Below are 26815 nucleotides of genomic sequence, written 5' to 3'. Positions count from 1 at the left end.
ACTATGGCTACGCTGCTGATCGTCGATGATGAACCCCAGGTGCGCAAGCTGTTGGAAACGCTGTTGCAGTACGAGGGCTACCACACCCTCAGCGTCGGCTCCGGCGAGGAAGCCCTGGCCCTGGTCGCAGAGCAGCCGCCGGACCTGATCCTGCTGGACATCATGATGCCCGGCATGGACGGTTTTGAAGTGGCCAACCAACTCAAGGGCAACCCGGCCACGGCCAATATCCCGATCATCATGCTCTCGGCGTTGAGCGAACCCAGTGCGCGCCTCAGTGGCCTGCAAACCGGTGCCGAAGAGTTCATCAGCAAACCCGTGGAGCGCGTCGAGTTGTGGCTGCGGGTGCGCAACCTGCTGCGTCTGAAGGCCTATGGCGACCAGCTGAAAAGCCATAGCCTGATGCTCGAACAGCAACTGCGCGAGCGCGGCAGCGAAACGGCGAAGATGAGCGTTCACGACCTGGCATTGCTCGACCTGGAAAACGCCTTGCGCCAGGCGGTGACTGCGCGTGAATTCACGCTGCACTACCAGCCCAAGCTGGATTTGGCCAACGGCCGGATCAGTGGCGTGGAGGCGCTGCTGCGCTGGGAGCGCCCCGGTTATGGTGCAGTGTCGCCCGGGGTATTTGTGCCGATCCTGGAACGCTTGGGGTTAATCGTCCTCGTGGGGCGCTGGGTGATCGAACAGGCGTGCAAGCAAATCGCGCAATGGCAACATTCGGACATAGGCGCCTTGGAAGTGTCGGTGAATGTGTCCGGCCATCAATTGATCGAAGGCGACCTGATCACCGATATCGGCCAGCTATTGGCCGAAGCCGGGGTAGAACCCCACTGGCTGGAGGTTGAACTCACCGAAAGCTCACTGATGGAAAACACCCCGCACACCATCAGCAGCCTGCAACGCCTGCGCGAGATGGGGGTGAAGATTGCCATTGATGATTTTGGCACCGGCTACTCCAGCCTCGCTTATCTGCGGCGCTTTCCCCTGGACACCTTGAAGATCGATATCGCGTTTGTCCGCGAAGTCACCAGCAACCCTCAGGACGCAGCGATTGCCCGGACCATCATCGAACTGGCCCACAGCCTGGGCCTGCGCGCTGTGGCCGAAGGGGTGGAAACACCAGCGCAGTTGGCGTTTTTGAAAGAGGCTGGCTGCGATCAGCTACAGGGGTACCTGTTCAGCCAGCCGCTGCCGGTGGCGGCGCTGGAGCGATGGTTTCGGGGAAAGCGCAGCGTCTAACTGGACGCGCCAGCTGACTCTGGGTCCAACGCCCCTCCGGTGATGGGGGCTTCGAATCGGTCCGGATATAAGCGGCAACCCAAAAGAAGCCCGTGACCGGAATCATCCAACGCGCATGTGACACACAGATTTATCCGAGAGGCGGCCAATGCCTCCGTGATCAACCTGCCAATCACATGACGAGCGATACCACGATGATCCATTCAAGCCGTGCGACCTCCCACCACCCAATCCCCTCCGACAAACTTCAGGCACAGCCCGCCCCGCAGCGGCGTGCGGCTGATACGCCGCCCCAAACCGACCCCACGCGCGCTCCCATCCCCGCCAATTCGACCTTCGGGCAATGGTGGAAGCAACTGGGGCAAGCGTTTCAGTCCCCGGATGTCCAGCAGTGGATGCAAGACAAAGGCATAAGGCCCGACTCGATAACCCTTAACCCAGCGTCAGGCCAGATCGCGTTCACGGTCAAATCAGAGCCAGGGCAACTGATTCATAAGGTAGGCCTCGACGACCCGGGCTGGGCAGCCGTCAGCGGCCCGGTCCTGGAGGCCGCCCGCATCATTGTGGCCGACGATACCGCCATCACGTTTGCCCCGCCGTTGTCAGCCACTGCCAATAGCGCTCCGTTCAATTTGATGAAACATTTTTACAAGGCATCGCCGCTCTTTTCTGCGCAAGACAACCGCCACAGTGAGGAACGGTTAGCCGAACAACAGGGGCAACTGGCCGATATCCGCAATCGCTACCAGGCGGCTTTCGATGTACGGCACCTGGCAGACTTTGTCAGAGAAGGCACTCGGAGTGAGTCCGACATCCCCCACGAGTTGAACACCCGTGTTGTCTATATAGACAGCGCCGGCACTTACCGATTGGCCAACGCCGGCGACCACAACAGCGTGAGCTTGAAGCAATTTATCGAAGACCAGGGCTGGCACCTCCCTAGCACCCTCGATCAATTGGACAATCTCGTCAGCGCGTTGCTAACCCCCTTCCCCAAGGCACCCGCCAACGGCAACTACGGCGGCGCGCGGGCATGGCCCGTGCCGCTGGATACCGCGAGTACGCAACAATTGAGCGCCGATATCCTGCGGGGCAAGATCGGCGAGATTGACCTCCATCCCTCCACGAGCGTGTTGGAATACTTACTCGATGGCGCACCAGTGCGTCCTTCAAGCGCCGCTGAGCGCAGGCGTACGATCGATCGCTTGATCGCGTCACCCAAAGGCCAGGCATTAGGCCAGGCGATTCAGGCGCAATTCGAGGCGCGTTCGGTCAAAGGCAGTGCCAACGACTGGTTGCTGGCGGCGCTGACACTGGACCCGTCCGGACCGGCAGAGGCCGCCCCGGGAACCGGGCCAACCGTCATTGCGGGTTACGCGTTGGTATCCCCACAGAATGCAGGCAAGACCGCCACGACGGTATTGAGTGAATTGACAGCCGAGCTGGCCATGGCCGGCAAGGGTTCGTCGCCTGAGCAGGCCGCTATTCAAGCCACGCTAATGCTGTCCAGCCGGGCACCGGAGTTTCTGGTCAAGGACATTCCGCAGGATCTGACCGTGGGCACCCACAGCTGGGTCAGCTTCACCACCGCTGTCGCCCGTATCGAAGCACTCGCCCCTGGGGCGACAGCGACAATGACCTACGCCCAAGTGATGCTCCAGGCGAGCATCGCGCCCATCAACGACGAAGAACAACGCATTGAGTTTGTCGCCCAGAGTGCAGCGATCAAGGAGTGGGCAGTCGCCAATGGCAGGCCGTACCCAACCACCGACGCTGCGTTGAAAGACGTGCGCGAGGCATTCTCAGCCCAAGTCGACGAACTCCAGAGGGCTTCCCTGGACTCCATGGCAGAGATGCCGACTGCCAAGGGCATGGCACTGGAGCAGTTGAAAAAGGCGCTGCCGGACCTGGACCCGAAGCTCTTCGAAGAAAAATGCATCAGCGTCCAGCCCTCCAACCTGCATTTTCCAGGGCCCTATTCGATACTGGATTTGTACATCGACGGTCGGGGCATTCCGAAGGCACCTGATTCTGCGGACAGCTGGGGAGAAACGGGCAGAAGCCTGGTGCGGCATTTAACATTTGGAGAGGTGGACTTACCCGATGACGGCAGGCCGGGTGCCTGGGTTTCGTCTTCGGCGGCATTGGATATCAACGCCATCATGCCAAAGCTTGAACAATTGCCGCGCCTGTCCGAGACGTTCAATACGGCGTTTTCGGCTTATTCGCGTGCGATCAAGACGGCAACTGCCGCGCACGTAAAGCACATGGTTTCGAAACTGCCCTTGGCAGATCGTCAGAACTTCGAGTTCGGCAAAATCACAATCGCCAAGGAAGTCCATTATGAATGGGGCGGTGTCACCGCCAGTGAGCGCAACAAAACCACTGAAGGTTGCGTGCAAATCAAGATCGAGCGCGATGGCCAGGTCCATACCTATCAACTCGACCGCCTGCGCGGCACCATCACTCAGCGTCCGGACCTGGGCGACTTCAAGACCGGGCAGCCTTATTACAAGGAATCGCGGCCCTTTAACGAATTCAAGGTCATCACCCCCGAGGGCCAGTACCCCGCCGGACTGACCGAGGAGTCCAAAGGCGCCGCCGGTATCCCTGACAGCTTCACCAGCTCGAGAACCGCCTATCTTGCAGACGCCATCCTCCAGGACATGGATCTGCCCGGGGTGAAAACCTCGGCCAAGGGGCAAACCACATTTGATACCGAAGTACCAACCTATAAAAAGTTGGCAGAGTTCGGCCTCAACCTCATTCCATTCAGGTCGGCTATCGTCAACTTCCAAAAGGGCGACATTATCAAGGGGGTGGGGGATTTATCATGGGATATATTCGGCTTCCTCGTCGGCTTCGGCGCCGGGCTCAAAGGCGCGAAAGCGGCGGCCACCGGGGCTTCCGCGCTCGCCAAGGTCGGGCATACCCTCAAGATCGTCGGGCGCGCCGGGCTGGGCGCGCTGAATCCAGTGGGCGGCGTGGATGATGTGTTGCGTGGCGCACTCACCGGCACGGCAAACGTGCTCAAGGGGGGGTACAGGGGCATCAAGTCTCTGCGGTACCATCACAGCGGCAATCTGCTTAAGCTGGCCAAACGGCCGGACATCGCCGAAGGCACCTACAAGGCAATCAACACCACGACTGAAAGCAAAGCCCTGGCCAAATTCGACGAGGCGGCAGGCAAGTGGTACGCCGTGGACCCACGCACCCAGCAGGCCTATGGCAAAGCGCTGGACAACTTCGTCGCTGACGCCCCGGGTGCCGCCGCTACCGACAGTTTGCAAGCGATCGGCAGCGCTGATGAAGTGGCAAGCGCCAGCCGGCAACACGGCCTGGCGGCCAGTGGTGCGTTCAAGGATGGGCACAAAGCGGTCGAAGGCACCGCCGTCATGTTCCAGGGCAATTGGCACCGTTACGACGCAATCACGAAGCAACCCTTCGGCCCGCCCCTGAAAGACTTCACGCCTAGCCGGGTTGCCGTCGGCGGCGAGGTCAGGCCCCTGGACACGGAACTGCTGGGTTATGAAGCCAAGTACATTGCCCCGGATGAACTCTCGACCAAGGGTTTGCAAGGCAATGTGTACGTGGGCCGCAGCCAGAAGGAATATGTGAAGATCGACGGCGTGTTGTATGAGTCCCGGCTCAAGGACGGCCAGCGCATCATCCGACACCCCAAGGGCACCGGCCCTGATATTGCCGTCAGGGATCTGGGTACTTCTGGATGGGAGCCTTCGAGCAGGTCCCCGCGCCTGCAAGGTGGCGCAAGCGACTCCACCACGCGCTGGAAGCTGGGGGACAGCACCTATGTCGTGCCGATGGACGACATCAAGACCGTGGAAAACTCGACAACACCCTTCAAGCTCAACTACCAGGGCATGGATCATAACGTCATCTTCGACAGCACGGCGGGGGCGTGGAAAGCGGCCGATGTTTCAACCGGGGTCGATGCGCTCAATCACCAGTACTTCTGGCGAACCGGCAAAGGCAAATGGCAGCGCGGACCGTTCAGCGAGTTCCTGAAAGCTAAAAAAACCGACGCGCATCACTATGCGTTTGTGGATGTCATAGCGCCGTCGGCGGTGAAAATCCCGAGCAGTGCAAAACCTATACCCAAGAACCTTCACTATTTTTGGGCGGGTCAGGACATCCCCACCAAGCTGGCGGACAACATCGCCAACAATGCGGCCCAGGCCCCCGGGTACACCTCCATCCTGCACGTGGATGCTGACACCCCTATCCTGTTTCAACAGATAAAGCAGAAATTGGAAAGCAAGGTCCCAGGCCTTGAGGTAAGGAACCTTCACGAAGATGACATCTTCAAACAATTGAAAAACGACGGAATGTACGATTACTTCCGGCAAGGGCAAGGGAAAAACCTGGCGGCGGCCTCAGATGTTGCTCGCTACCCCATCGCCAATAAATACGGCGGGATCTATCTGGATACCGATGATGTGATTCAGGCAAAAATCGGCGCCGAGGTAGTGAATGCGGGCGCCCATGATGTGCTGCTCAACCGGCCGGTTGGTCATAGCCTCAGCAACTACAAGCCTTTCTACAACACCAGCAATTTCGGCACGCAGGCAAACAATCCGGTGATTAGCGACATGATCACCGAGATGAAAAAGCGCTTTGCTGCCAACAAGGCCTATTTCATGGCGAACCGACCGACCGCGGCCAGGGGCGCCGACGGTGTCGTGCAGTACACACCCGAGTTCAAAGCGTACGAAAACAAGATTTTTGAAACGGTCGGCCCGACACTGTTCAACGACAACCTCAAGCTCAAGCGTCCTGACATGTACGACTTGGGCTTTGACGGGCTGACCAAAGAGAACAAGGTAGTCGGGTCAAAACTCGTCCCGCAGGGCCCGATCGTCAACATTGAAAACGATGTGCGCCAGTCCTATCTGCGCAGCGGCATCGTCCCGCCTGACACACTGGGCAAGCAGCTAGAAAAACTGAAGGAGCATTACTTGCCGCTTCATCACCGGTTCAACGTCAAGATTGGCGCCGAGCATTCCTGGCTCGACTCCTGATGCAGCTCGCCCTCCTTGAGCGGAACCTGAGCATCATCCATCAACGACCCCGGGTCTTCGTTACCGGGGTCGTTGAGTTCCTCGTCCCGTTCTTCCTCGCGTTCATCCGACATGACCGGCACCTCTATGAACCAGGGTTATCCACTTGGATATAAAACGCATACGCCCCCAGCAACAACCAGAACACCATGAATAACCACGGCGCACGCATAGAGAATAGCAGCGACTTGCGATAGCCCTTATGGGACGACTCGGTCTCGCAGAACAGCGGCGAATCGTCATACGCCAGGCCCATCACGGGTTCGCTGCGCAGCAGTTCGCTTTGCTTGTAGTGCCAGTGGTCGATGATGTCGTACGCCGCGCGAATCCCCGGCCAGGCGTTCAGCGAGCTGAAGATGCCGAGCAAGACCAGGAACACCGGCACCACCAGGGTGAACAGCTTGCCCCACTCGGGGTTGAGGTTGCCCATGCCCGAGACGAAGGCGATGACCAGGAAGGATTGCGCGGTGAGGTAGGCGTCGGTGCGGTTGGCCAGGATGGTGGTTTCGTACTGGATCTCGCGCCGGTAGAAGTCCAGGCGGTCCTTGGGCGAGCCGAAGATCTTGGCGTTGTGTTCACTGTGGTCGGTCAGGGCCGTTTCCGGGGACTGAGGCGAGATGATTCTGGGCACGGCGGTGCTCCAAGAAGAGTCGAGTGAGGTTAGAAGATGGGGCGGGATGTGAAGTTCAAGTTTGTTCATGCACCAATCTGAAGCAGCACGCGCGTGCAACTGTGTCGAGAGTGCCTGCGAACGCCAGGTTTGGGGGGTTCGGCACAAGCATTGCTTTAGCCCTTCATCACTGCCCGCACACAGGAGCGTTCGTTACCCCCCGACCCAGAGCCGATCCCATAAGAAAGTAAGGACCAGGCCCAGTGGCACCCTTAGCCACGGGCTCATAAAAACATGCGTTTTTCAAAGCGGCAGTGCCACCCAAGCGTCCCTCGGCACTGACAAGGTACTGGAATGGCTCGATCTTTCTTCGATGAAATGAATGACGCAAACGGCGTGTGCCGTGCGCATTATCAGGAATTCTCCCGCTGGCTGGCCAACACGCCACCGGAACTGCTGGCCCAGCGTCGCCGCGAAGCCGACTTGCTGTTTCACCGCGCCGGGATCACCTTCACCCTGTATGGCGACGAGCAGGACACCGAGCGCCTGATCCCCTTCGACATCATCCCCCGCAGCATCCCCGCCAGTGAGTGGAGCGTGATCGAACGCGGCTGCATCCAGCGCGTCACTGCCTTGAACATGTTCCTCGCCGACATCTACCACGACCAGCGCATCATCAAGGCCGGGATCATTCCCCCCGAGCAGGTGCTGGGCAACGAGGGTTACCAGAAGGCCATGGTCGGCCTCGACCTGCACCGCGACATCTACTCCCACATCTCCGGCGTAGACCTGGTACGCGACGGCGACGGCACCTATTACGTGCTCGAAGACAACCTGCGCACCCCCAGCGGCGTGAGCTACATGCTCGAAGACCGCAAGATGATGATGCGCCTGTTCCCCGAAGTGTTTGCCAAGCAGCGCATCGCGCCGGTGGACCACTACCCCAACCTGCTGCTCAAGACCCTGAAAAGCTCCAGCCGCCTGGACAACCCCAACGTCGTGGTGCTCACCCCTGGCCGCTTCAACAGCGCGTTCTTTGAACACGCCTTCCTCGCCCGGGAAATGGGCGTGGAACTGGTGGAAGGCGCCGACCTGTTCGTGCACGACCTCAAGGTGTTCATGCGCACCACCGACGGCCCCAAGGCCGTGGATGTGATCTACCGGCGCATCGACGACGCGTTCCTCGACCCGCAGGCGTTCAACCCCGAATCGATGCTCGGCGTGCCCGGCCTGGTCGCCGCCTACTGCGCGGGCAACGTGGTGCTGGCCAATGCCATCGGCACCGGCGTGGCCGACGACAAGTCGATCTACCCCTATGTGCCGGAGATGATCCGCTTCTACCTCGACGAAGAACCGGTGTTGCAGAACGTACCGACCTTCCAGTGCCGCAAGCCCGATGAGCTGTCCCACGTACTGGCGCACCTGCCGGAACTGGTGGTCAAGGAAACCCAGGGCTCCGGTGGCTACGGCATGCTGGTGGGCCCGGCATCCAGCGCGGCCGAGATCGAGGACTTCCGCCAACGCATCAAGGCCCGTCCCCACGCGTATATCGCCCAACCCACGTTGAGCCTGTCCACCTGCCCGACCTTTGTCGAAAACGGCATCGCCCCCCGGCATATCGACCTGCGGCCGTTCGTGTTGTCGGGCAAGGAAACCCGCCTGGTGCCCGGTGGCCTCACGCGCGTGGCCTTGCGTGAAGGCTCGCTGATCGTCAACTCGTCGCAAGGCGGCGGAACCAAGGACACCTGGGTGGTGGAGGGCTGATTATGTTGAGTAGAACCGCCGCAGATCTGTACTGGATGTCCCGTTACCTGGAGCGCGCCGAGAACCTCGCGCGCATGCTCGAAGTCAGCTATTCGCTGTCGCTGATGCCCCAATCCGGGCGCAGCGATGGCCTGGATGAACTGGCGATGTCGCTGCTCAGCAGCGGCACCCTCGACAGCTACCTCGAACGCCACAAACAACTGGATGCCGAACGTATGCTGCACTTCTTCGCCCTCGACGAGGAAAACCCGGCAAGCATCTACAACTGCCTGCGCGCCGCCCGCGGCAATGCCCATGCGGTACGCGGGCGCATCACCGCCGACATGTGGGAAAACCTCAACGCCACCTGGCTGGAAATGCGCAGCATCGCTGCAGGCGGCCTGGCGCGGCATGGCATCAGCCACTTCTGTGATTGGGTCAAGCAACGCTCGCACCTGTTCCGTGGCGCCACGTCGGGGACCATCATGCGCAACGACGCCTACCGGTTTATCCGCCTGGGCACTTTTGTCGAGCGCGCCGACAACACCCTGCGCCTGCTGGATGCACGCTACGAAATGTTTGGCGAAGAGTCGGAGGAAGTCAGCGACGTCTCGGCGCGTGGCTACTACCAGTGGAGCGCCCTGCTCCGCGCGTTGTCGTCGTTCGAGGCGTATACCGAGCTGTACCCGAACGCGCTGAATGCGCGCTCCGTGTCCGAACTGCTGTTGTTGCGCAGCGACGTGCCGCGCTCGTTGCATGCGTGTATCGAGGAGTTGAGCCACATCCTCGCCGACTTGCCCGGCAGTTATGGGCGTACCGCGCAACGCTTGGCAGCGGAGTTCGAAGCGCGGCTGCGGTATACCGGGATCGACGAGATTCTGGAGGACGGTTTACACAGCCGGCTGACCGACTTCATCGACACCGTACGCGAGCTGGCGCGGGCGATTCATAGTTCCTACCTGGAGGTGGTGTAAGTGCGCTGCGGCCACTTATCTGTCACTTAGGGTGATTGACCCTGTTGGAGTACCGCTCTTATGTTGGGCAGGTGAAATGCCTTCCCAACCATAAGAAGAGGTACTCCCCATGACCGCACTGCCCCTCAACCCGGCTGCCACCCACAGCCTGCAACGCTGGCACACGATGCTGGCGAGCCGCGATCTCACCGCCCTCCCCGAACTGCTGGCGCCCGACGCCGTGTTCCGTTCACCGATGGCCCATACGCCCTACCCTGGCGCCCCCGTGGTGGCGCTGATCCTCAACACCGTGATCAACGTCTTTGAGGACTTCGCCTATCACCGCGAACTGGCAAGTGCCGATGGCCTGAGCGTTGTACTGGAATTCAGCGCCCGGGTCGGCGACAAGCAGCTCAAGGGCATCGACCTGATCCGTTTCAATGAACAAGGGCAGATCATCGAGTTTGAAGTGATGATCCGCCCCTTGAGCGGGCTGCAAGCCCTGGGTGAGGAAATGGGCCGGCGCCTGGCGCCCTACCTGGCCAAGGCCAAGGGCTGACTACTGGTTTTTCACCAGCACCGGCTCGGCACGGTATTGATCGGCAAACAGCTTTTGCAACTGCGCCACTTTCGGCAAGTCGTTGATCACGATGTAGGGGTACGACGGGTTCTGTGTGAGGAAGTCCTGATGATAGGACTCCGCCGGGTAGAACGTCGTGCCCATCTCGATCCTGGTCACGATGGGCTTGTCGAAGGATTTGGCCGCCTCCAGTTGCGCGATATAGGCCTGGGCGATTTTTTGCTGCTCGGCATTCTGCGCAAAGATCGCCGAGCGGTACTGCGTGCCGGTATCCGGGCCCTGGCGGTTGAGTTCAGTGGGGTTGTGGGCCACCGAGAAGTAGATCTGCAACAGCTTTCCGTAGCTGATTTTGCTCGGGTCATAGGTGACGGAAACCGCCTCAGCATGGCCGGTATCGCCCGCACTGACAGACTCGTACTGCGCCGTGCCCGCCGCGCCGCCGTCATAGCCGGACACTGCGTTTGTGACGCCCTGCACATGCTGGAACACCCCTTGTACGCCCCAGAAGCAGCCGCCCGCAAACACGGCCGTTTGCAGGTTGGCCGAGGCCGGCAGGTCCAGGGCGGGTGGTGCGATGACGACGGCATCGTCGGAAGAGCCAAAGGAAAAGGCCTGGGCCTGGCCGATAAAGGCAACCAAGACCAACACCGGTAAACATCTCAAGATTTTCATAGATCTCACTCCAGAACACGGTCAACTGTGGGAGCTGGCTTGCCTGCGATAGCATCGCCTCGGTCTCACTGACATACCGAGGTGCCTGCATCGCAGGCAAGCCAGCTCCCACAAAAGCCAGCGCCCACAGGGATTGGGGTTATCACATCAGCCGAAGGTAAAGGCATACGCCGCCACATTCGGGTCCAGAAACTCAATGCTGAAAGTACGGTCCTGCACCTCACCCGGCTGGCGCACCAGTTGGTACAAGCGCTGTTCAGTCACCGTACCCGTGCCATCCGGCGCCACATCCGTGCCATGGGCGTCGCCTGGGGCCTGGCCGTCGACCGTGACCTTGAAGCGCACCGGCTTGCCATCCGCGCCAGGCGCCAGCACCAAATGCAAGTCACGGGCGTGGAAGCGGTAGACGATGCGCCCGCCGACCTGCTCCAGGGTGACTTGCTGGCCGCCCACGTTCCATTGGCCTTCCAGGGTCCAGTTGTTCAACGCCAGCGGGCCGGACTTGACGAAGTTCTCGGCGCGCTGCGCGCCCAGATAGGTTTCCGGCGACTGCACGGTGTTCAGGTCCGGCGCCTGTTGCACGCCCTTGGCATTCACGTCGATCAAGCCGCCCGCAACGTTTTGCGCCCCGGCTTCGCGTAGCAGTTGCTGGATCACCCGCTCCGACTCGGCATAGTCGCCCTCGCCAAAGTGGTGATAGCGAATCTGCCCGTTGGCATCGGCAAAGTAATGCGCCGGCCAGTACTGGTTATTGAAGGCGTGCCAGATCTTGTAGTTGTTGTCGATGGCCACCGGGTAGGTAATCCCCAGGTCTTTCATGGCCTGGGTGACATTGCCCACGTCCCGTTCAAAGGCAAACTCCGGGGCGTGCACGCCAATCACCACCAGGCCCTGGTCACGGTATTTCTCGGCCCAGGCTTTGACGTAAGGCAGGGTGCGCAGGCAGTTGATGCAGGAGTAGGTCCAGAAATCCACCAGCACCACTTTGCCCTTGAGGGCCTCGGCGCTCAGCGGCGCGCTGTTGAGCCATTGCACGGCGCCGTCCAATGGCGGCAGCGCGCCTTCGATCGGCAGCGAATCACTGTTGTGGTTGGCCGCCATCATCATCGCCCCACCCTGTGCTGGCGGTTTGGCACTCAAGCGGTCCACCAGGCTTTGTTCCAGGCCACCGGTGGACGCTGTCGACAAGCGCGACAGCACGCCAGTGTCGAGGCCCAGGGCAATCGCTGCCACACCGGCCAGCATCAGTGCGCCAAGGCCGCGACGCAGCCACTCACCGGCGCCCAGGGACTTCTTCATCAAGCCAAAGACTTTACCGCCGACCAGCAACGCCAGCGCCAGGGACGTCGCCGCACCGGCGGCGTAGGCCAGCAACAGCAAGGTAGTGCCGATATTGGCGCCCTGCAGCGCGGCGCCGGTCAGCAGCAGGCCGAGGATTGGCCCGGCGCACGGCGCCCAGAGCAACCCGGTGGCCACGCCGATCAGGAACGAGGCGCCCGCACGCGGCTTGGCGTCGGCCCCGGCGGCTTCCGACAAGCGACTGCCGGCGGCCACCAGCGGCCGCGTCAGGCGTTCCGACAGTTGCGGCAGCAGCAGCGTGAGCCCAAACAGCGCCACGCAGAGCAACGCGAGCCAGCGCCCGTATTGATTGACTTGCACCACCCAGCCGCCGCCCACCGCGGCCAGCGTGGCCACCAGGGCAAATGTCACCGCCATCCCCGCCAACAGCGGCAAGCCACTGCGCAAAAACGGCTGCCCGGTGCGAGCGAAGACAAAAGGCAGAACCGGCAGGATGCACGGACTGACGATGGTCAGCACGCCGCCCAGATACGCGAGAAGCAGAAGCCACATGGGATAAGACCTTATAAGAAAGAGACATTGGCTTACGCCGCCGTGAACGTCATGGCCGCGCCATTCATGCAATAGCGCAGGCCAGTGGGTGGTGGGCCGTCATCGAACACGTGCCCTTGGTGACCGCCGCAACGGCGGCAATGGATTTCGTTGCGTGCCATGCCGAAAGAACGGTCGGTACGGCTGGCGACTGCGTTGTCCAGCGGCTGCCAGAAACTCGGCCAGCCGGTATGGCTGTCGAACTTGGTGGTGGACGAGAACAGCGCCAACGCGCAACCGGCGCAGGCAAAGGTGCCGACGCGGTGCTCATCGTTAAGCTTGCTGCTGTAAGGGCGCTCGGTGCCCTCCTCGCGCAGCACGGCGTATTGCTCGGCGCTTAGCAGGCTGCGCCACTCGGCGTCGGTGTGGCTGATGTCGAAAGTCTCGGCCGCTTCGGCTTCGCTGACCAGGTTGAGCTGCTTCAGCAAGCCACCGGCGAGCACGGCGACACCCAGGCCACCGCCGGCCAGCAGGATGTGTCTGCGTGAGTACATGGAGTTCTCCTCAAAAAGCGTTGACGCCATCCTGCCCCCCGGCCGGTCGCCAAATCCTCACGCAGAGTTAAACAATTCGTGATAACTACACTGAGGCAAAAGCCGCACAATGCGCCGACTACAAGCCAAGGTTTCGCTTACATGGATCAGCCCAAACGTGTCCTGGTGGTCGAGGACGATGCCCATATCGCCGACTTGATCTGCCTGCACCTGCGTGACGAGCAGTTTGACGTGGTGCACAGCGCCGACGGCAACGAGGGCCTGCGCCTGCTGGAGCAAGGCGGCTGGGATGCGCTGATCCTCGACCTGATGCTCCCTGGCGTGGATGGCCTGGAGATCTGCCGGCGCGCCCGCGCCATGACGCGCTACACGCCGATCATCATCACCAGTGCGCGTTCCAGCGAGCTGCACCGCATCCTCGGCCTGGAGCTGGGCGCGGACGATTACCTGGCCAAGCCGTTCTCGATGCCGGAGCTGGTGGCGCGGGTCAAGGCGTTGCTGCGCCGGGTGGACGCCATGGCACGCAACCTGAAGATGGACGCCGGCAGCCTCGACCTCGGCCAGCTGTTCATCAACCCGCTGACCCGCGACGTGACCCTGCTAGGCCAGCGCCTGGACCTCACGCCGCGTGAGTTCGACCTGCTGTATTTCTTCGCGCGCCAGCCAGGCAAGGTGTTTTCGCGCATGGACTTGCTCAACGCCGTGTGGGGCTACAGCCATGAGGGCTATGAACACACGGTGAACACCCATATCAACCGCCTGCGCGCCAAGGTCGAGACCGACCCGGGCAACCCGGCGCGCATCCTCACGGTGTGGGGCCGTGGCTACAAATTTGCCGAGACCGCGCCATGAAGCTGACCCTGACCCAGCGCCTGTCAGTGGTGTTCGCCGTGTTGCTGCTGATCTGCAGCGGCACCTCGGCGTGGCTGCAAGTGCGCTCCAACCGCATGCACGAACTGGAAGTCGTACAAGGTTTGTCCCGCGATCTCGCGGCGCACATCGCCCGTGACACGCAACTGATGGACGCCGATGGCCTCAAGCCCGAGGCGGTGCGCATGCTGTTCAGCCAGTTGATGCTGGTGAACCCGAGCGTCGAGGTGTACCTGCTCGACATCGACGGTCGTGTGGTCGGCAATGCCGCACCCAGCGGCCACTTGTTGCGCGACCGCGTCGACCTGGCGCCGGTGCGGCGCTTCCTCAGCGGCGCCATGCTGCCGATCCTCGGCGATGACCCGCGCAGCGTCGAGGGACGCAAGGTGTTCAGCGCTGCGCCGCTCAAGGCCAATGGCAAGCAGACCGGTTTCCTGTATGTGGTGCTGTTGGGTGAGGCCCACGATGTGTTCGATGCCAAGGACGCGACCGGCATGGCGCTGAAGATCGCGCTGTGGTCCATCGGCCTGGTGGCGTTGCTGTGCCTGATGGCGGGCTTGATCGCCTTTGCCTGGATCACCCGCCCGTTGCGCCAATTGACCGACAAAGTGGCGCAGTTCGATATCAACGGCGCGCCGAAAACCCCGGAGCCGGCCACCGCGCCGCTGCACAGCGGTGACGAAATCGCCGTGCTCGACCACGCCTTCGTGCAAATGGAGAACCGCCTCGGTGAACAGTGGCGTGCCCTCACCCACCAGGACCAGGAACGCCGGGACATGGTGGCGAACATCTCCCATGACCTGCGCACCCCGCTGGCGTCGCTGCACGGCTATCTGGAAACCCTGTCCCTCAAGGACGCCAGCCTCAGCCCCGAAGACCGCCGGCGCTACCTGGGCATCGCCCTGGACCAGAGCCGCAAGGTCGGCGGCCTCGCCCAATCCCTGCTGGAGCTGGTGCGCCTGGAGCACGGTTTTGTGCAGCCGGTGATCGAAGGGTTTTCCCTGCCGGACCTGGTGCAGGACGTGTTCCAGAAATTCGAACTGAGCGCCGAAGCCCGCGCCATTACCCTCACGGCCACCCTGCCACCGCAGGTGCCGACGGTGCTGGCCGACCTCGGGTTGATCGAGCGGGTGCTCACCAACCTGCTGGACAACGCCCTGCGCCACACGCCGCTCAACGGCGAAGTCGAAGTGATCCTCGCGCCGGGCGCCGAGGGTGTCGCCGTGACGGTCAGCGACAGTGGCCCGGGGATTGATCCCGAGTTGCGCGAGGGCTTGTTCCTGCGCGCCTTCACCATTGGCGGCGCGCGCCGCGATGGCGGCCTGGGCCTGCGCATCGTGCACCGCATCCTGCAATTGCATGGGCGCAGTATCCGCCTGGTGGAGCGCCCTGGGCACGGCGCGACGTTTACGTTCTCCCTAGAAAGGCAAGCATCAAGCCGTTGACCTGTTGCCCTTGCTCGTTCTGGATCCAGTGACCGCAATTGGGCAATACGTGTTGCTCCAGATCGGGCACGGCGTCCGGCATGCGCTTGAGGGTGTGGGCTTCAAACACGCCGACCGGGTCGCGGTCGCCAATCAGGAACAGCGTGGGTTGCAGCACCTGCTGGCCGGCCAGGGACTCGCTGCGCTGCCAGTTGCGTGGGAAGTTGCGATACCAGTTCAGCGCGCCACGAAAGCCCTGTTCGGCAAAGGTTTGCACGTACACATCGAGGTCCGCGCGGGTACACCACGACGGCAATGCGCCGGGGGCGGCAACGCCGTCAAGCAAGCGGGCGTTGGCGGGTTTCTGCTGCAAAAACACATCCTGATCCTGCATGAACAGGCGCAGGGTGCGTTCGATATCGGCGTCCAGTTCCTGCTCGGCGACGCCGGGTTCCTGGAAATACAGGATGTAATTGAAGCGGTCGGCGTACAGCTCGCGCATGATTTCAATCACCGGCCGCCGCGCGCGGCCGGCGAACGGCACCGACAGCGTGATCAGCCGCGTCACGCGCTCAGGCTCGAGCAACGCCAGGTGCCAGGCCACCACGGCGCCCCAGTCATGGCCGACCATCACAACTTGGCTGTGGCCGAAATGGTCCATGGCTTGCTGGATATCGGCGCACAGGGTCAGCAAGTCATAGTCGGCAATTTCGGCGGGCGCACTGGATTGGCCATAACCCCGCATTTCCGGAACAAACACCCGATAACCCGCCGCCACCAGCGCCGGGACCTGAAAACGCCAGGAGTGCCAACACTCCGGGAAGCCGTGCAGCAACCAGACCGGCTGGCCGTGCTCGGGGCCGGCGATGTGCACACTCAGCGTAATGCCGTTGACGGGGATCAGTTGCTGGCGCATGGGCGGGCCCTGTGTAGAGGTTTTCACCCAGCGTGGAGGATTGTCAGCGGCGATGCCAGCATCATTGATACCGGGAATGCCTCACTCCACCGCCCACCAGCGGGGCAACAGTTGCCGCACCCGCGCCTCGCCGAAGCGGTCGTCGATCAGCATCACCACGCCCTCGTCCTGCTGGCTGCGGATCACCCGGCCGGCGGCCTGCACGACTTTTTGCAGCCCCGGATACAGATAGGTGTAGTCATAGCCGGCGCCAAAGATCGCGGCCATGCGCAGCTTCATCTGCTCGTTGACCGGGTTCAGTTGCGGCAAGCCCAGGGTGGCAATGAACGCACCGATCAACCGCGCCCCGGGCAGGTCGATGCCTTCACCAAAGGCGCCGCCGAGCACCGCGAAACCGATGCCTTGGCTGTGCTCGGTGAACTGGTCAAGAAAGGCCTGGCGCTCGGCCTCGGCCATGCCCCGTGATTGTTGCCACAGCGGAATCTGCGGGTGGCGCTCGGCGAGCAATTGCGCGACCTGTTGCAGGTAATCAAAGCTGGAGAAAAACGCCAGGTAGTTGCCTGGCCGTTGCGCGAACTGCTGGGCGATCAACGCGACGATGGGTTCCAGCGACGCCTGGCGGTGCACGAATCGCGTAGAGATCGCATCGACAATCCGCACCTGCAATTGCTCCGCCTGGAACGGCGACTCCACGTCGATCCACGCCGTGTCGGGTGGCAGCCCCAGCAGGTCGGCGTAGTAATGCCGGGGGCTGAGGGTCGCGGAAAACAGCACGCTACTGCGGGCGGCGGTCAAGCGCGGGCGGATAAATTCGGCTGGCACCACATTGCGCAGGCACAGGGTTGAGCTGCTGCGCTTGCCGTTGAGCTGGCGCTTGCTGATGTCGAAGATGAAGTGTTCGTTGAACAGCTCGGCGACCTTGGCAAATTGCAGGGCTTCGAAGTAGAAGGTTTGCAGCTCGCCGCTAAGGGCTTCGGGGTGATCGTTGAAGTAGTCGCCCAGGGCGCTGGTGCACAGGCTGAGGGCTTGCAGGAGTTTTTCCGGGCGGGCGGCATAGGCCTGGTAGGGCGCGAGCTGATCCTTGTGCAGCGCATTCCATTCGCGGTTCAGGCGTTGCAGGGGTTTCTTCAGCGGTTCGGGCGCCGTGTCGCGCAGGGTCTTGAGGCTGTACTGGTCGAGGCTGGCGCTGTACATCGCGCGGGCGCGCTCCACCAGGTTGTGGGCCTCGTCCACCAACACGGCCGCACGCCACTGGTTGAGCTGGGCGAGGCCGAACAGCATGGCGCCGAAGTCGAAGTAGTAGTTGTAGTCGGCGACCACCAGGTCGGCCCATCGCGCCATTTCCTGGCTCAGGTAATACGGGCACACGCTGTGGGCCAGGGCCACGTCGCGCAGGCTGCGCTGGTCGAGCAGGCGCACCTGGGCGGCGGCGGCGCGCGCGGCGGGCAGGCGATCGTAGAAGCCTTTGGCCAACGGGCACGAGTCGCCGTGGCAGGCTTTGTCCAGGTGTTCGCAGGCTTTGTCGCGGGCCACCAGTTCCAGCACGCGCAGGGGCAAATCGGGGCTGCTGCGGTGCAGCACGCTGGCGGCGTCGAGGGCGAGCTTGCGCCCTGGAGTCTTGGCGGTGAGGAAGAACACCTTGTCCAGTTGCTGCGGCGCCAGGGCCTTGAGCAGCGGGAAGATCGTGCCGATGGTCTTGCCGATGCCGGTGGGCGCCTGGGCCATCAGGCAGCGGCCGGTGGTGACAGCCTTGTACACCGTCTCGGCCAGGGCACGCTGGCCCGTACGAAAGCCAGCGTGGGGGAAACCCAGGCTTTGCGCCGCGCGGTTGCGCCCATCGCGATGCTGCATTTCCCGCTCGGCCCACCCGAGGAACAGCGCGCACTGCTGGTTGAAGAACACCTCCAGCTCCGTCGCCTGGGCACTTTGGCTGAGCACGGTCTCGCCTTCGCCGACGATATCGAAGTACACCAGCGCCAGGTTGATCTGGGCCAGCCCGAGTTTCTGGCACAGCAGCCAGCCGTACACCTTGGCCTGGGCCCAGTGCAGTTGGCGATGGTTGGCGGGCTGGGCGTCGAGGTCGCCGCGATAGGTCTTCACTTCTTCCAGGCGATTGGTATCCGGGTCATAGCCGTCTGCCCTGCCCCGCACCTTGAGCTGTTGGTACTCACCCTCCAGGGCCACTTCATTCTGGTAATGCGCACTGCGCCGCGAGGCAACGGTGCGATGGCCGACGATACCTTCCTGGGCACTGGGCGACGGGGTAAAGCGCAGGTCGAGGTCGCCGACCTTGGCCGTGAACTCACACAGCGCCCGCACGGCCACGCTGTAGCTCAAAGCGCAGGCTCCGCCCAGCGCACGTAGCAGACGGTGACCGGCATCTGGTGTTGCGCGCAGAATTCCAGCCAGCGCAGTTGGTTGTCCTGCAGGCGGTCGCCGGGGCCCTTGACCTCGATCATGCGGTAGGTGTTTTGCGCGGGCCAGAACTGGATCAGATCCGGCATGCCGGCGCGGTTGGCGCGGATGTCCAGCAACAGCCGGTCGAACCAGTGGCGCAGGTGGGCGGCGGGCAAGCAGGCGAGCGCCTGCTCCAACAGGTCTTCGCTGAGCAGGTTCCAGAACACGAAGGGCGACTGGATGCCCCATTTGTCCACGTAGCGTTGGCGGATCGTGGTTTTGTAGCGTTCATCCGCCAGTTGTTCGAAACAGGCAGCGAACAATGCGGCGCGCCGCGAGTGGAAGTCTTCGCTGTGCAAGTCCACCGGCCCGCGTTGGAACGGGTGGAAAAACGAGCCCGGCAGCGGCGCGAAGATGGCCTCCCAGCACAGCAGGCCAAACAACGAGTTGATCAGGCCGTTCTCGACGTAATGCACCGGCGCCTCGGGCGTGCTCAGGTGCAGCTGCACACAGGTTTCCACCGACTCCAGCGGCTGCGGCAACGCCAGGTCCAGGCGGCTGACCTCGTGCGGCTTGACCTTGGGCAACGCCGGCGCCCCCAGTTTACGCCGCAGGCGTGGCAGCACCCGCAGCAGGTGTTGGAGCTCGGCAGGACTTTCCGGCGCCTGTTGCGCCGCGTTCGCCAGTTCCATGGCCTGGGCGTAGTCCTCCTGGCGCTCCAGCACGCGGATCAGCCGCGCACGGGCGCCGGGATAGGCGCAGGTGCGGTAGATCTGTGCGGCCAGGGTCAACTCGGCGAGGCGCTCGCAATGCTGCCCGAGCTGGAACGCGAGCTTGGCCCGGCGCCGTTCCAGCCAGGGGTTGTCGGTGCTCAGGGTGGCGATGCGCGCCCGTACATCGTCAATCGGTTCACCGGCCTCGAAGGCTTGCTGACACGCATGCAGGAACAGAAACCCCTGCACGTCATCCCGGCTGCGTAACCCCCGGGATTCAGCGCAGATCCTCACTTTTTCGTAGGTATAGATGCCCAGGTCGGCCAGCACGAACTCGGACCAGTCCTGATACAGGTTGCCGAAAAACATCAGGCGCAGGCGGTCGCACAGGTCCATCACGCTGAGGCTGTACAGCGTGTCGGGCAGTTCCGGGCACCAGGCGGCAAAACTGCGGCTGTCGGGGAATTGCGTCGCCAAGCCTTCCAGCCAATCGGACTTGTTGCCCTTCGGATTGTCGAGCCATGGCTTGAACGCCGCGAGGATCTCGCCTTTTTGCAGCAAGGCGAACAGCGCGTCAAAACTCAGCGGGCAGTGCTCGTCGATCCACCCCAAGCGCAACAACGGCTCAGCTGCTGCACGGGTACAACCGATTTCCAGGTAATTGAGTTTGCCCGCACGGAAATGCACGCCCTTGCGCATGACCATGCGCACCAGCAAGGCCTGGGACGCTTGCGGCAAGCTGTCAAATTGCTGAATGAACTGCGTTTCGTCCGGGTCGAGCAGGTCGGCATAGCGTTGCCCCAGCCATTGCAGGACCTGACGGAAGTTTTGTAGGTAATAAAGCGGGTCTTCGAGGGGGTTGGCCATGGCGCACAGGGGTCAAATACTGGTTATGCATACAGAGTGCCGCTGCCGATGGCTTGTTGCAATCGGTAATAGATAAATGGCGCACGCAACTTTTTGTATAAAAGTGATCTGATGGGTGAGCCGATGGCGTAAAATTTGTGCCCCGCAGCCTTTAGCGCGGGACTTTTCAGGGTTGATAGGTAAGGGTTATGAGCATGAAGAATTTGGGTCTGCCACTGGTTGCACTCACTTTTCTGGTATTGGCCGGTTGCGCGACGCAAACGGTGGTGACATTGCAAAATGGCACGCAGTATTTGACCAAGGACCTGCCGAAAACCAACTCCGCCGATGGTTTCTACGAATTCACTGATATTGCCGGCAAGCGCGTGCGCGTGAAGGCGGCGGATGTGGCCACGGTTATCAAGGAAAAGTAACTCTCTGGCGCCGAGTGCAATTCAAAAATGTGGGAGCTGGCTTGCCTGCGATGGCATCACCTCGATTCAACTGAAAAACCGAGGCGTCTGCATCGCAGGCAAGCCAGCTCCCACATTTGGACTGCATTTCAACATTTAGCTGATCACAATCCCCTCCCCCGTAAAGCCGTGCACGCCGACCAGCGTCACCGAATCCGAACCGACACTGATCACCGTATCCCCACCCTGCTCGCGGTACACCACACTGCCCTGCACCTCCTTGAACACCAGCCTGTCCGTCGGCTGATAGCCAATCACCCGATCCTGCCCAAACTGCCCGCTGAACAGAAACGTGTTGTGCCCGCTGTTGTCACGGATCGTGTCATTGCCCTTGCCACCCTCGATAAAGTCCGCGCCTTTGCCGCCCTGGATCAGGTCGTTGCCGTCACTGCCGATGATGAAGGTGTTGCCTTTGTGGGGCTCGGCGTTGCGGTTGAGGTCTTGTACCCAGGTCGTCGCACGGGCCGGGTCGGACAGGTTGGCGACAATCACCGTGGAGTCGCGGGTCATCTGCTCATAGAAGCCCGATTCAAGGACACGCGTCAGGCCGTCGCCATAACCGGTCGGCAGATGGGAGATCCAGGTCGGCAGGTTGGCAATGGAAAACGGCAACACATTCCACAGGGTCGAGGCGTAGTGGTCGTTGAAGCTGACGATGTTGTCGGTGGTGGAGGCATGAGGAGTGTCATGCACGCCGAGGGACGCCAGGTTGAACGCTGAACCATCCAGCGCACGAAACACCGGGTCGTTCTCGTAGCCGATATTGAGCACCTTGTCGCTGCTGCTCTGGGTCGGCGAGGCGTAGGCTACGTAGTTGGCGTCCTGGTAGAAGCCCGACCATTTGTTGCCGCTCAGATCGGCCATGCTATTGACCGCCAAGCCGCCCAGGCTGTGGCCGCTGACCACCACGTCCTTGCCGCTGAGGCCGTGGGCGCCGGCGTAGTCGGCAACGTGTTTGAGCAAGGTGCCGAACGCTTCGCCGCTGTAGTTCTTCGCATAGTCCTTGGGGCCCAGCGCGGCCATGAGGTCGCTGACCAAGTCGCCGATGGAATCGCTGATCAGGCTTTCCCGGGGCCCGGAGGTGCCGCGAAAGCCGATGCCGATCTCCAGCAACTTGCCGGCGTCATCGTACTTGCCCAGCACCTCCACTTGGGCGCTGGTGTAGCCGGCTTTTTCGCCAAAGAACGTACCGCGCGCATCGACCTTGCCGGCGTAACCCAGGGTGCTTGCACTGATGGGCGTCCAACCGGCTTTCTGCACCGCGTCCAGGGCGGCTTTTTCCGAATCCGGGTTCCACGGGATGCCAGGGATAACCCCTTGGGAATCTGTGCCACCGAGCAGCGCACCGACCAGTGTGGCCGGTAGCCCCCAGCCCAGGCCGTTGTGCTGGTAACCCACGGCAAAGCCGTTATCCAGGTTGTGATAGCTGTACAAGGTGATTGCCATGGCGTCGGCGAACAACGCCTTGGAACCCTCTACCCCGAGGTTTTTATAGTCAAAAATACCCATCGTAGTGCCTCTCTTTTGTTGGACTTGTCGAGATAGCGGACTAGCGTGCCTCCGGCCCAAACGCCTCATCCACCTTGGCCAGGTCGGTGTCGCGCAGGTTGCCGGCGTAGTAGTGCAATTTGGTCCAGGCCATCAGGTAGTCATAACGCGCCTGGGCCAGGTCGCGCCGGGTGCTGTAGAGCTGCTGCTCGGCGTTGAGGGCATCAAGGTTGACGCGCTCGCCGCCGAGGATGCTTTGCTTGGTCGAGACCACCAGCGCTTCGGCCGACGTCAGCGCCTTCTGATACGCGCGCAATTTGCTCACCCCCGACAAACAGGCGCTGAACTGGCGGCGCAGTTCGATCAGGGTTTCGCGGGTCTTGCCCTCCAGCTCGTACTCGGCCTGCTCCATCGCCCGGCTGGCCTGGCGGGTGGACGCGGAAATACCGCCACCGGCATACAACGGCAGGCTGACTTCGACGCCGATGGTGTTGGTGTCGTAGCGCTGGTTGTAGGTGTTGCCACTGTCGGACTCCTGCTGGCGCGAACTGGCGTACGCGGTGACTTTCGGCAGATGCCCGGCGCGGTTGCGCTCCACTTCATACCGCGCCACTTCCAAGGCCTGGCGCTGGGATGCCAACGTCGGGTTGTTGCTGATCGCCAGCTCATGCCAGGTGTCGTAGTTGGCCGGGGTCAAGGTGAAGGCGGCAAAGCCCTGGTTCAGCGGCGCCAGGTCGTCGATGTTGACGCTCGGCACACCGATCAGCGCGCCCAGTTCCCGCAGCGATGCGTCCTGCTCATCCAACGCCTGGATCTCCTCGGCGGTGGCCAACTCGTAGCGGGATTCGGCTTCGAGAATGTCCGTGCGCGTGCCCTCGCCCTGCTGGAACAAGTGCCGGTTCTGCTGGAACTGCTGCTCGAATGCTTTCTTCTTGGCGCGGGCAATGTCGATCTGGTCCTGTGCGAACAATGCCTGGGTGTAGTAGGACAACACCCGCACCAGCAACGCCTGACTCTTGTCGCGAAAGCTTTCATCGGCAAACAGCGCCTGGGCCACGCCCTTGCGGTAGTTGGCGTAGGCTTCGTAGTCGAACAACGGCTGTTGCAGGCTGAAGGTCGAGCCGTAGCTGTTGTAGTTGCGGTCATCGTGATAGGTGCCGCCACGGCCGTCGGGCAAGGTGGCCTGGGAGTTGTTGCGGCCCTTGTTGTAGTTGTAGGACAGCTTGGGCAGCAGGCCGGCGCGGCCGATGGTGCGGTTTTCCAGGCCGGCGTCGCGCTCCTTGATGGCGCCAAGGAACACCGGATCGTTGCGCAAGGCTTGCTCGTACACGTCGAACGGGCCCATGGCGGCGTGGGCACTGGTGCAGCTCAACAGCAAGGCGATAAACACCGGTTTCATGCTTATTCCTCGGTCAACGCGGAGCCGGCGCGATCCAGCAGCGGCTTGAACAGATAGTTGAGCAACGAGCGCTCGCCGGTGCGCACAAACATCTCGGCGGGCATGCCGGGCTTGATCACCAGGCCGTGGAGTTTCTCCAGCGCCATGTCGCTGACCGTGGTGCGCAGCACGTAATACGGCGCGCCGGTCTTTTCATCGAGCATCTGGTCAGCCGAAATCAGGCTGACCTGCCCCGGTACCCGTGGCGTGCGGCTCTGGTTGAAGGCGGTGAAGAGGATGTCCACCGGCAGTTGGGTGCCAACCTTGTCCACCAGATGTACGGGCAGGCGCCCTTCGACTTCCAGGCGTGTGCCCTGGGGCACGATTTCCAGCAGCGTTTCCCCGGCGCGCACCACGGCGCCCACGGTGTGCACGCTGAGGTTGACCGCAATGCCATCGGCCGGCGCGTTGATCTGGCTGTGTTGCAGGTCGAACCCGGCCGAGGTCAGTTGCTGTTCCAGGGTCAGGCTGCGCAGTTGCGCGTCGGCCAATTGGCTGCGCACTTCCTTCTGGTATTCCTCGCTGTGCTGCTGAAGTTTCAGGCGCGATTCGAGGATGCCCTGCTCCACCCGCCCGCTTTCGCCGGTGTTCTGCGCCAGGTCCTGCTGCACCTGGGACAGTTGGCGCTGGTACTCCAGCAGGCGGTTGCGCGGGATATAGCCGTTGTCGGCCAAGGGTTGCAGGTTGCCCAGTTGATCGCGCAGGGATTGGGCCTGGGCCGTCAGGTCGCTGCGTGCCCGGCGCATGCCGCCCAGTTGCGCGGTGGCGCCGTCGATATTCGCGCGAATCCCTGCCTGTTCACGGGCAAAGGCTTCGCGGCGGCTGCTGAACAATTGGCGTTGGCCTTCCAGGACCAGGGCCAGGGCGGGATCGGCGTCGCTGCTCAGCTCGGCGGGAAAGGTGATAGCGGCACGGTTATCACGCTCGCTCTGCCAACGCGCCACGCTGGCCCAGGCCATGCGGTACTGCGCTTGCAGCGATTGCACGTCGGCCTGGTGCTGGGTCTGGTCAAGACGAAACAGCGGCTGACCCTGTTTAACGGCCTCGCCTTCACGCACCAGAATCCCGCTGACCACACCCGGGCTGAGGGTTTGCACGGCCTTGCGCTTGCCCGACACCACCACCGTGCCTTGCACCGGAATGCCTTGGTCCAGCGGCGCCAGGCTGGCCCAGAGGAAAAACCCACCGGCACCGAGCACCGTCAGCAGCCAGCCCATGCGCACGAAAAAACGCGCGTCGTGTTGTTCGTGGATCATGCTGGCATCCTCTCTTGAGGCGGTTGTTCGCGTTGCCCGGACAAGGCCCGCAGCACTTCCTGACTGGGACCGAACACTTGCAACTGGCCCTCGTTGAGCACCAGCAACTTGTCGGCCTGGGCCAACGCCGCCGAACGGTGGGTGACCAGCACCACGCTGCTGCCCTGGGCTTTCATCTGCACGATGGCGCTGGCCAGCGCGGCCTCGCCCTGTGTATCGAGGTTGGAGTTGGGCTCATCCAGCACGATCAGCCGGGGCCCGCCGTACAAGGCCCGGGCCAGGGCCACCCGTTGTTTCTGCCCGCCAGACAGGCCGCCGCCGTTGTCGCCCAGCAGCGTGTCGTAGCCTTGGGGCAGGCGCAGGATCAGCTCGTGCACCCCGGCTTGTTGCGCGGCCTGCACCACAAGCTGCGGGTCGGCCTGGCGAAACCGTGCGATGTTGTCGGCAATGCTGCCGCTGAACAGTTCGATGTCCTGGGGCAGGTAGCCGATGTGCGGGCCGAGGTCGTCGCGGTCCCAGCGATGGATATCCGCGCCGTCCAGGCGCACGGTGCCCGCCAGGGTCGGCCACACGCCCACCAGCACACGGGCCAGGGTGGATTTGCCCGAACCCGAAGCGCCGAGCACGCCGAGTACTTCGCCTGCACCGAGGTTGAAACTGACGTGATGCAGGGTCGCCACGCGACGCCCCGGTGGGCCTGCGCTGACCTGCTCGAAACTGACCTGGCCCTTGGGCGCCGGCAATTTCATCGGCTCCACGGCCTCTGGGCTTTCGCGCAGCAACGCGTCCAGACGCTGATAGGCCAACTTGGCCGAACTCCACTGTTTCCACACCGCAATCAGTTGGTCGATGGGGCTGAGCACGCGGCCCATCAGGATCGAACCGGCAATCATCATGCCGGCGGTCATCTCGCCTTTGATCACCAGCAGCGCGCCCAGGCCCAACACCAGCGATTGCAGGCACAAGCGCAGGGATTTGCTCAGGGCGGTGATCACCGAGCCGGTGTCGCTGGCCTGGTTCTGCAAGCCGAGAAACTGCGAATGCACGGCAAACCAGCGCTGACGCAGCGCGCCGAGCATGCCCATGGCCTGGATGGTCTCGGCATTGTGCAAATGGCTGGTGGCCAGTTGGGTGGATTGCTGCGAGTAGCCGCTGGCTTCGCCCAAGGGTTTTTTCGTCAGGTATTCGTTGAGGCACGCCAGGCCGATCAGCAGCAATGCGCCAGCGGTGGCCAGCACGCCGAGCCAGACGTTGAACAGGAAGATCACCAGCAGGTAGATGGGAAACCACGGCGCATCAAAAAACGCGAATAGCGCCGGCCCCGTGATGAACTGGCGGATATGGGTCAAATCCCCCAACGACTGCCCGGCATGCCCCTGGCCGCGATGCAGGTTGCGTTCAAACGCGGCCTTGTAGACGCGCAGGTTGAAACGCCGCTCCAACTGGCTACCGATGCGGATCACGATAAAACTACGAATCACCTCCAGCGTGCCAATAAATACAAAGAAGCCGACGACCATCAGCGTCAACATCACCAGGGTGGTTTCATTCTGGGAGGACAGCACGCGGTCATACACTTGCAGCATGTAGATGGACGGCACCAGCATCAGCAGGTTAATCAATGCCGTGAAACAGCCAACGCTGAGCAAGACACTCTTGTATTCACCCAGCGCTTTGAATAAAGGCGGCGTGGCCATAGCTTGCGATCTTCCTTGAACCAAATAGCGCGCAA

19 protein-coding genes are annotated in these 26815 nt (G+C 62.2%); 8 read left to right on the top strand and 11 right to left on the bottom strand.

Going from position 1 to position 26815, the window contains the following annotated elements:
- Positions 1-3: 3 nt before the first annotated feature.
- Positions 4-1242, top strand: coding sequence for an EAL domain-containing response regulator (locus J1G37_RS13210; protein WP_207042257.1), 1239 nt, complete (start codon positions 4-6; stop codon positions 1240-1242).
- A 176-nt stretch (positions 1243-1418) separates the two neighbouring features.
- Positions 1419-6281 (top strand): glycosyltransferase, encoded by a 4863-nt coding sequence (locus J1G37_RS13205; protein WP_242551564.1) that lies wholly within the window; start codon positions 1419-1421, stop codon positions 6279-6281.
- A gap of 124 nt (positions 6282-6405) precedes the next feature.
- Here J1G37_RS13205 and J1G37_RS13200 read toward each other — a convergent pair whose 3' ends face one another.
- Complete coding sequence (locus J1G37_RS13200; RefSeq protein ID WP_207042255.1) at positions 6406-6951, bottom strand: hypothetical protein; 546 nt, start codon at positions 6949-6951, stop codon at positions 6406-6408.
- Between the two features lie 333 nt (positions 6952-7284).
- Here J1G37_RS13200 and J1G37_RS13195 point away from each other — a divergent pair, with 333 nt between their 5' ends.
- The 3 genes from J1G37_RS13195 (at position 7285) to J1G37_RS13185 (ending at position 10185) form a co-directional block, all read left to right on the top strand.
- Complete coding sequence (locus J1G37_RS13195) at positions 7285-8694, top strand: circularly permuted type 2 ATP-grasp protein (protein ID WP_207042253.1); 1410 nt, start codon at positions 7285-7287, stop codon at positions 8692-8694.
- A gap of 2 nt (positions 8695-8696) precedes the next feature.
- Positions 8697-9647, top strand: a complete 951-nt coding sequence (locus J1G37_RS13190) for an alpha-E domain-containing protein (protein WP_207042251.1) — start codon at positions 8697-8699, stop codon at positions 9645-9647.
- Between the two features lie 109 nt (positions 9648-9756).
- Complete coding sequence (locus J1G37_RS13185) at positions 9757-10185, top strand: nuclear transport factor 2 family protein (protein WP_207042250.1); 429 nt, start codon at positions 9757-9759, stop codon at positions 10183-10185.
- On the opposite strand, the gene msrA is transcribed toward J1G37_RS13185, so the two are convergent.
- The 3 genes from msrA to msrB form a co-directional block, all read right to left on the bottom strand.
- The gene (msrA, locus tag J1G37_RS13180; RefSeq protein ID WP_207042249.1) at positions 10186-10878 is read right to left on the bottom strand and encodes a peptide-methionine (S)-S-oxide reductase MsrA; all 693 of its coding nucleotides are present in this window, start codon (positions 10876-10878) and stop codon (positions 10186-10188) included. It lies immediately after the preceding gene.
- Between the two features lie 147 nt (positions 10879-11025).
- Positions 11026-12729, bottom strand: a complete 1704-nt coding sequence (locus J1G37_RS13175; RefSeq protein WP_207042248.1) for a cytochrome c biogenesis protein DipZ — start codon at positions 12727-12729, stop codon at positions 11026-11028.
- A gap of 32 nt (positions 12730-12761) precedes the next feature.
- Positions 12762-13262 (bottom strand): peptide-methionine (R)-S-oxide reductase MsrB, encoded by a 501-nt coding sequence (gene msrB, locus J1G37_RS13170; RefSeq protein ID WP_207042247.1) that lies wholly within the window; start codon positions 13260-13262, stop codon positions 12762-12764.
- A gap of 141 nt (positions 13263-13403) precedes the next feature.
- On the opposite strand from msrB, the gene J1G37_RS13165 reads away from it, so the two are divergent.
- Together J1G37_RS13165 and J1G37_RS13160 are read left to right on the top strand one after the other, a co-directional pair.
- Complete coding sequence (locus J1G37_RS13165; RefSeq protein ID WP_207042246.1) at positions 13404-14114, top strand: response regulator transcription factor; 711 nt, start codon at positions 13404-13406, stop codon at positions 14112-14114.
- Complete coding sequence (locus tag J1G37_RS13160; protein WP_207042245.1) at positions 14111-15577, top strand: HAMP domain-containing sensor histidine kinase; 1467 nt, start codon at positions 14111-14113, stop codon at positions 15575-15577. The genes J1G37_RS13165 and J1G37_RS13160 overlap by 4 nt, the downstream gene beginning before the upstream one ends.
- Here J1G37_RS13160 and J1G37_RS13155 read toward each other — a convergent pair.
- From J1G37_RS13155 to J1G37_RS13145, 3 genes are all read right to left on the bottom strand, one after another.
- Positions 15540-16472, bottom strand: a complete 933-nt coding sequence (locus tag J1G37_RS13155) for an alpha/beta hydrolase (protein ID WP_207042244.1) — start codon at positions 16470-16472, stop codon at positions 15540-15542. The two genes, J1G37_RS13160 and J1G37_RS13155, sit on opposite strands and share 38 nt — an antisense overlap.
- An 81-nt stretch (positions 16473-16553) precedes the next feature.
- Positions 16554-18809 (bottom strand): ATP-dependent DNA helicase, encoded by a 2256-nt coding sequence (locus J1G37_RS13150; RefSeq protein ID WP_207042243.1) that lies wholly within the window; start codon positions 18807-18809, stop codon positions 16554-16556.
- Entirely contained in the window at positions 18806-20449 is a 1644-nt protein-coding gene (locus J1G37_RS13145; protein WP_207042241.1) for a VRR-NUC domain-containing protein, read from the bottom strand. Before J1G37_RS13145 ends, J1G37_RS13150 begins: the two co-directional genes overlap by 4 nt.
- A gap of 188 nt (positions 20450-20637) precedes the next feature.
- Here J1G37_RS13145 and J1G37_RS13140 point away from each other — a divergent pair, with 188 nt between their 5' ends.
- On the top strand, positions 20638-20862 hold the full coding sequence (locus J1G37_RS13140; protein ID WP_207042239.1) for a YgdI/YgdR family lipoprotein: 225 nt from the start codon (positions 20638-20640) through the stop codon (positions 20860-20862).
- Between the two features lie 135 nt (positions 20863-20997).
- Here the strand turns inward: J1G37_RS13140 and J1G37_RS13135 are convergent, their stop codons facing one another.
- From J1G37_RS13135 to J1G37_RS13120, 4 genes are read right to left on the bottom strand one after another with little or no spacing between them, the layout of a single operon-like run.
- Positions 20998-22410: a lipase gene (locus J1G37_RS13135; protein WP_207042238.1), complete on the bottom strand. Its 1413-nt coding sequence runs from the start codon at positions 22408-22410 to the stop codon at positions 20998-21000.
- A 40-nt stretch (positions 22411-22450) separates the two neighbouring features.
- Complete coding sequence (locus tag J1G37_RS13130) at positions 22451-23788, bottom strand: TolC family outer membrane protein (RefSeq protein WP_207042236.1); 1338 nt, start codon at positions 23786-23788, stop codon at positions 22451-22453.
- 2 nt (positions 23789-23790) lie between these two features.
- The gene (locus J1G37_RS13125) at positions 23791-25083 is read right to left on the bottom strand and encodes an HlyD family type I secretion periplasmic adaptor subunit (protein WP_207042235.1); all 1293 of its coding nucleotides are present in this window, start codon (positions 25081-25083) and stop codon (positions 23791-23793) included.
- On the bottom strand, positions 25080-26780 hold the full coding sequence (locus tag J1G37_RS13120; RefSeq protein ID WP_207042234.1) for a type I secretion system permease/ATPase: 1701 nt from the start codon (positions 26778-26780) through the stop codon (positions 25080-25082). Before J1G37_RS13120 ends, J1G37_RS13125 begins: the two co-directional genes overlap by 4 nt.
- Between the last annotated feature and the right edge of the window lie 35 nt (positions 26781-26815).

It is taken from the genome of Pseudomonas sp. Marseille-Q1929 (assembly GCF_017316265.1).
Taxonomy (GTDB): Bacteria; Pseudomonadota; Gammaproteobacteria; order Pseudomonadales; family Pseudomonadaceae; genus Aquipseudomonas.
Note: the sequence above shows the minus strand (reverse complement) of the source record. Positions and strands in the feature narration are given on the sequence as shown.